Origin of the sequence: Bacillus thermotolerans (assembly GCF_000812025.2) — a bacterium.
GTDB lineage: Bacteria > Bacillota > Bacilli > Bacillales > Domibacillaceae > Quasibacillus > Quasibacillus thermotolerans.
On sequence record NZ_JWJE02000041.1, the window covers coordinates 1 to 564 of the forward strand.

Genomic DNA, 564 nt, shown 5'->3' on the forward strand with positions numbered 1-564 from the left:
GCCGCAGCATCGGCAGGCACACCCCGCCGTTCCAGCGGTGTATGAGACACGGAAATCTTAAGCCGTGGCCAGCTCTTCTTGAAGAAGCCGGAGGCCTTCTTTTTTTATATTTTTGGCCGCATTAATATCCCTATCGTGCTCTTGGCCACAAGAGGAACATGCCCAAATACGTTCAGATAAAGTAAGCATGACATTCTTTTCTCCACAGCCCCCGCACTGCTTAGAAGAAGGGAAGAAGCGGTCAACAAGAATAAGATATTTTCCTTCCCATCCGCATTTGTACGAAAGAAAAGTTTTAAATGTCGACCAGCTCACATCAGAGATGTGGCGGGCTAACTTTTTATTTTTAACCATTCCTTTCACATTCAGGTCTTCCAGTACGATCACTTGGTTTTCGTTAACGAGCTGGCGGCTGATTTTGTGAAGAAAGTCTTTTCTTTGATTGGTAATTTTTAAATGCAGTTTCGCTACTTTTCTTTTCGCTTTAGCAAAGTTCTTGCTTCCTTTTTTCTTTTTGCTTAGCTGTTTTTGAAGGGAAGCTAAATGTTTTAAACTTCTGTTTAA

The 564-nt window shown here is 42.2% G+C and carries 1 protein-coding gene; it reads right to left on the minus strand.

The features are described 5' to 3' along the window. Nucleotides 1-57 precede the first annotated feature (57 nt). Nucleotides 58-564, minus strand: a 507-nt coding sequence (locus tag QY97_RS14090; protein WP_039238513.1) for an RNA-guided endonuclease TnpB family protein, incomplete at its 5' end; no start/stop codon positions are given.